We start from the raw sequence: 5369 nt of genomic DNA, 5'->3' as shown, positions 1-5369 counted from the left end.
CCACGCAGCCGCAGGCGGACTATCGCGTGCGCATCTTCACCCCGCGCCAGGAGCTGCCCTTCGCCGGCCATCCCAGCGTCGGCAGCGCCTACGCGGCGATCGAGGCGGGCGTGGTGCCGGCGCGCTCGTCGCTGATGCAGGAATGCGCAGCGGGGTTGCTGCCGGTGGCCGTGGATGGCCAGCACGGCGCGCGCAGCATCCACGTGCAGGCGCCGCCCGCACGCATCGCGGCTGCCGAGGCCCCGCTGCGCGAGGCGCTCGGCACGGCCCTGGCATGCGGCCCGGCGGCCATCGCCGTGCACTGCATCGACAACGGGCCGCTGTGGATCGTCTGCGACCTGGACCGGGCGCAGGCAGTGCGCACGCTGGCACCGGATCTCGCCGCCATCGCGGCGCTGTGCACGGCGCACGGCGCGGTGGGCGTGAGCGTGTTCGGCGGCGAGCACGACGGGGACGCAGCGATGGCCGTGCGCGCGTTCTGCCCGGCCGACGGCATTCCGGAAGACCCGGTCACCGGCAGCGCCAACGCGGCGATCGGCGCGCTGCTTCGCCACACCGGCGCGCTGGCGCGCTACGGCAGCCGCTACGTCGCCAGCCAGGGACGCGAAGTGGGCCGCGACGGCCGGGTCGAGGTGCGCGTGGATGCAGCCTCCGGCGACGTCTCCATCGGCGGCCGCTGCGCAGTGGGCGTACGCGGAACGTTCACGCTCGATTGACGGCATGCGCCGCGGGCGCGCGCCGCTCTTCCCTTCCCTCCCGCTTGGGTGCAAGCTCGCGAGCGGCGCCGCCCGCAGGGGGTGCGGCACCAAATAGGGAAGAACGTCATCCAACCGTCGCCCGCAGCTGCCGGCGCAGCGTTTCCAAGCCCCTGTGCCCCAGGCCGCGTGCATTCCAGGGAGAAAACCCCATGCTCGCGAAGTTGCACCAGAAAGCCCTCGCCGCCTCGTTCGCCATCCTGTTCGCCGGCGCTGCCGCGGCCGGACAGACCGCCCAGCCCGCCGTCGACATGGGCCTGGCCGCCGCCAGCCAGGGCGCGAACGTCACGCTGATCCTCAAGCTGCACAACCAGGACCAGCTGGAAAACCTGATCCGCCAGACCGTCACGCCCGGCAACCCCAACTACCACCGCTTCCTCACCACGCGGCAGTTCGCCGAGCGTTTCGGCGCCAGCGACGCGCAGATCGCCAGCGTGCAGGCTTACCTGCAAAAACAGGGGCTGCGCAGCGAGGTGATGGGCAGCAAGATGGCGATCCGCGTGCACGGCACGCTGGCGCAGCTGGGCCAGGCCTTCGGCACCACCATCCACACCTACCGCGCGACCGACAGCGGCCGCGTGTTCCATCGCCCGGCCACGCCGGTGGCGATGCCCACGGCGCTGGCCGACACGGTGACGGTGATCTCGGGCCTGAGCAACGAACGGCAGTTCATCTCCCACCGCATCGGCACGCCCAAGGCGGTGTCGCGCACCACCACCTTCGCACCGCAGTCGCTGCAGCCCAACCTCCAGGCCGCCGGCGGCAACCCGACCGCGACCGGCGTGCCGGGCAACTACACCGTGGGCGACGTCGCCAACTTCTACGACGTCAACCCGCTCTACGACCGCGGCGTCACCGGCAAGGGCTCGACCATCGGCATCGTCACCCTGTCCAACTTCGACCCGGCCGACGCGCAGGCCTACTGGGACGGCATCGGCCTGGTGACCAAACCGCACCGCATCACGCAGGTGCACGTCAATGGCGGCGGCGCGATGGACGACGGCAGCGGCGAGACCGCGCTGGACGTGGAACAGTCCGGCGGCATGGCGCCGAAGGCCAGCATCATCGTGTACGACGCGCCCAACACCAGCGGCGATTTCGTCGCCGCCTTCGCGCGGGCGGTGTCGGACAACTGCGCCGACAGCATCTCCACCAGCTGGGGCCTGCCGGAGATCTTCAACTTCGCGGCACTCAACGTGGACGGCGCGGCGATGACCGACACGACCGACGTGGGCGACCTGCGCGCGTTCCACCAGGTCTTCCTGGAGGCGGCGGTGCAAGGCCAGTCGGTGTTCGCCGCCTCGGGCGACTCGGGCGCCTACGACACCGTGCGCGGGCTCGGGCACGGCGACGGCCCCGGCCAGTTCAGCGCGCCGCTGACGGTCGACTCGCCCGCCTCCGACCCCTTCATCACCGCCGCCGGCGGCACCACCACGCCCTACAGCTATTCCTTCAGGGGCGGCCCGACCGGCGCGATCAAGCGCGAGAGCGTCTGGGGCTGGGACTATATCCAGCACTACTTCGACACCAACTTCGGCCCCGGCCTGGTCGACCTGTTCTCGGTCGGCGGCGGCGGCGGCGTGAGCGTGTACTGGCATGAGCCGTTCTACCAGTGGTTCACCCACGGCATCCGCCGCAGCGAGAAGCGGCAGGCGCTGGTCTTCAACGATCCCAAAGCCGGCCCGACCACGCTGCTCGAGCTGCCCGGCCACTTCCACGGCCGCAACGTGCCGGACATCTCGCTCAACGCCGATCCGGAAACCGGCTACCTCGTGGTGTCCAGCACCGACGGCGGCGTGATCTCCAGCATCGGCGGCACCAGCTTCGTGGCGCCGCAGCTCAACGGCATCAGCGCGCTGCTGACGCAGAGCCTGGGCCATCGCGTGGGCTTCTGGAACCCGCAGGTGTACTTCCTGCAGAACGTGTTCGGCTACGGCCGGTATTCGGCGTTCAACAGCGTGCGCGACGGCGACAACTGGTTCTACTACGGCAAGCCGCACTACACGCCGGGCGCCGGCATCGGTACCTTAGACGTGGCCAACCTGGACGCATTCCTGCGAGCGTTCTGACATGGCCTGACGGGCCGAGGCTCATCTTGCGAAACGGACTCCGCGGCCCCTTTCCCTCACATGGGAAGGGGCCCGGATCGCGCGGCCAACGCAACGCGTAGGGCGGGCTTCAGCCTACCGCCCGCGCGTGGAACCGCGATGGTGGGCTCAAGCCCACCCACGAAGGCGTTTCGTGGCTTTCGCACTTGCCCGACGCCCACCGCACCGGCGATGCTCCCCGCTCTTCCAGGGGGAAACCGCATGGGTACAGGTACCACCACATCGGACGGCTACCGGCGCAGCCTGGGCCCCTGGGACGCCGCGCTCATCGTGGTCGGCGGCATCATCGGCGGCGGCATCTTCCTCAATCCCGGCATCGCCGCGCAGCGCACCGAATCGGGGCTGGCTCTGCTGCTGGTGTGGATCGGCGCCGGACTGCTCACGCTCGTCGGCGCGCTCTGCTATGCCGAGCTGGGCGCGCGCCGGCCGCAGGCCGGTGGCACCTACGTCTACCTGCGCGAGGCGTTCGGCCCGCTGGCCGGCTTCCTGTTCGGCTGGACCATGCTGCTGGTGATCTATTCGGGTTCGACCGCGGCGGTGGCGACGATCTTCGCCAGCTACGCGGTGGCGGCCTTCGGCCTGCCCGCGGGCGCGGCGCTGCCGCTCACCGTCGGCGCGCTGGTGTTCGTCGGGCTGGTCAACGTGTTCGGCCTGAAGCTCGGCGCGCAGGTGCAGAACCTGTTCGCGCTGCTCAAGCTGCTGGCAGTGGCGGCGCTGGTGGCGTGCGGGTTGTACCTGGCCGGCGCGCATGCGCCCGCGGCGCTGGCCGCTGACCCGGCGCGCAGCGGCGTCGGCTTCATGGGCGCGGCCCTGCCGGTGCTGTTCGCCTATTCGGGCTTTACCTACTTGAACAACCTGGCCGGCGAGGTGGATGCGCCGCAGCGCAACCTGCCGCGCGCCCTGCTTGCCGGCATGCTGGTGGTGGTCACCGCCTATGCGCTGGTGAACCTCGCCTACCTCGCCGTGCTCGGCCATGCCGGCCTGGCCGCAAGCAGTGCGCCGGCGGCGCAGGTGATGGATCGCCTGCTCGGTCCGGTCGGCGCGCGGCTGATCGCCCTGGGCATCGCGATTTCCACGCTGGGCTTCTGCAACATCACGCTGGTGGCGGGCGCGCGCGTGCTGCAGGTGATGGGCGCGGACGGCCTGTTCTTCGGCTTCACGGCGCGGCTGCACCCGCGCCACCGCACGCCGAACGTGGCGCTGGCCGCACTGTGCGGCTGGGCGATCGTGCTGGCGCTTTCGGGCGGCTACGGCGCGCTGCTGGACTACGCCACCTTCGGCGACTGGCTGGCCTGCGCGGCAGGCGTGGCGACGCTGTTCTGGTACCGCCGCCGCGACGATGGCAGCGCGCGCTTCCGCGTACCCGGCTATCCATGGCTGCCGCTGCTGTTCGTCACCGCGATCGGCGCGGTGGTGGTGGCGACCATGCGCGACAACCCGCGCAACGCGGGCATCGGCGTGCTGATCATGCTCGCCGGCGTGCCGGTGTATTACGCCTGGCGGCGGATGTCGGCCCGCACCGGCCCCGCCTGAACGCCTCCCTCCCGGACCCGGCTGCCTCGTCCCGCACGCGATGCCACAATAGGCGACCTTTGCGTGGAGACTCCCCGATGCCGCAAGCGCAAGCCCAGGGCCTGCCGACCGCCACCACCGGCGACATCACGCCCGAACCCGTGCGCGAGGGCATCGACCTGATCGTCAACGGCGAGCGCTTCCGGCACACCGGCGATCCGCTGATGCCGCTGCTGTGGTACCTGCGCGACGTGCTGCGGCTGACCGGCACCAAGCCCGGCGGCGCACATGGCGAAGGCGGCAGCGACCTGGTGCTGGTCGACGGCAAGGCGGCGTCGGCGATCAAGCGGCCGATGGCGCGGCTGGCCGGCACCCGGGTCACCACGGTGGAGGGCCTGGCCGGCGACGACGGCCGCCTGCACCCGCTGCAGCAGGCCTTCATCGACGAGGACGCGATCGGCTGCGGCTACTGCACCGCCGGCTGGCTGATCGCCGGCGTCGACCTGCTCGCACGCAAGCCCAAGCCCACCGACGAGGACATCGACCAGCTGCCCAACCTCTGCCGCTGCGGCTGCCAGACCCGCGTGCGCCGCGCGATCAAGCGCGCCGCCGGAGTGCAGGCATGAGCGGCGGCCTGGAGCTTTCGCGCCGGCGCTTCCTCCAGGTGCTGGCCGGCACCGCCGGAGCGCTGGTGGTCGGCATCGGCTGCGCCGACGCAGCGGACGTGCCGGTGCCGGCGGGCATGCTCGGCGAGGATTTCGGCCAGCTCGGCGCCTATGTCCGCATCGACCGCGACGGCAACGTGCTGATCGGCGCGCGCGACCCGGACACCGGCACCGGCACCGCCACCGCGCTGCCGCGCATCGTCGCCGAGGAGCTGGATGCGGACTGGACCCGCGTCACCGTGGTGCCGCTGGGCCTGGGCGTGCAGAACAAGAACGGCAAACCGGCGTGGACCTACGGCCACCAGCGGGGCGGCACCGGCGATTCCATT

The 5369-nt window shown here is 71.4% G+C and carries 5 protein-coding genes; all 5 read left to right on the top strand.

Features of this window, described 5'->3' with window-relative positions:
• Positions 1-716, top strand: a 716-nt coding sequence (locus HOQ08_RS08160) for a PhzF family phenazine biosynthesis protein (protein WP_291193144.1), incomplete at its 5' end; no start/stop codon positions are given.
• Positions 717-907: 191 nt separating this feature from the next.
• On the top strand, positions 908-2824 hold the full coding sequence (locus tag HOQ08_RS08155; RefSeq protein WP_291193142.1) for a S53 family peptidase: 1917 nt from the start codon (positions 908-910) through the stop codon (positions 2822-2824).
• 240 nt (positions 2825-3064) lie between these two features.
• Positions 3065-4396, top strand: a complete 1332-nt coding sequence (locus HOQ08_RS08150) for an amino acid permease (RefSeq protein WP_291193140.1) — start codon at positions 3065-3067, stop codon at positions 4394-4396.
• A 77-nt stretch (positions 4397-4473) separates the two neighbouring features.
• The gene (locus tag HOQ08_RS08145) at positions 4474-5001 is read left to right on the top strand and encodes a (2Fe-2S)-binding protein (protein WP_291193139.1); all 528 of its coding nucleotides are present in this window, start codon (positions 4474-4476) and stop codon (positions 4999-5001) included.
• Positions 4998-5369: twin-arginine translocation signal domain-containing protein (locus HOQ08_RS08140; protein ID WP_291193137.1), on the top strand; the 372-nt coding region annotated here is incomplete at its 3' end. The genes HOQ08_RS08145 and HOQ08_RS08140, both read left to right, overlap by 4 nt.

The sequence above is a fragment of the Frateuria sp. genome, from assembly GCF_013362045.1.
Classification (GTDB): Bacteria; Pseudomonadota; Gammaproteobacteria; order Xanthomonadales; family Rhodanobacteraceae; genus Frateuria_A.
The sequence above is the reverse complement of the archived record's forward strand: the minus strand, read 5'-3'. Positions and strand labels throughout refer to the sequence as shown.

What these genes read in the sequence shown, in the direction of transcription:
- HOQ08_RS08150 (WP_291193140.1), top strand. Translation starts at nt 3,065, where the DNA reads ATGGGTACAGGTACCACCACATCGGACGGCTACCGGCGCAGCCTGGGC.
- HOQ08_RS08155 (WP_291193142.1), top strand. Translation starts at nt 908, where the DNA reads ATGCTCGCGAAGTTGCACCAGAAAGCCCTCGCCGCCTCGTTCGCCATC.
- HOQ08_RS08145 (WP_291193139.1), top strand. Translation starts at nt 4,474, where the DNA reads ATGCCGCAAGCGCAAGCCCAGGGCCTGCCGACCGCCACCACCGGCGAC.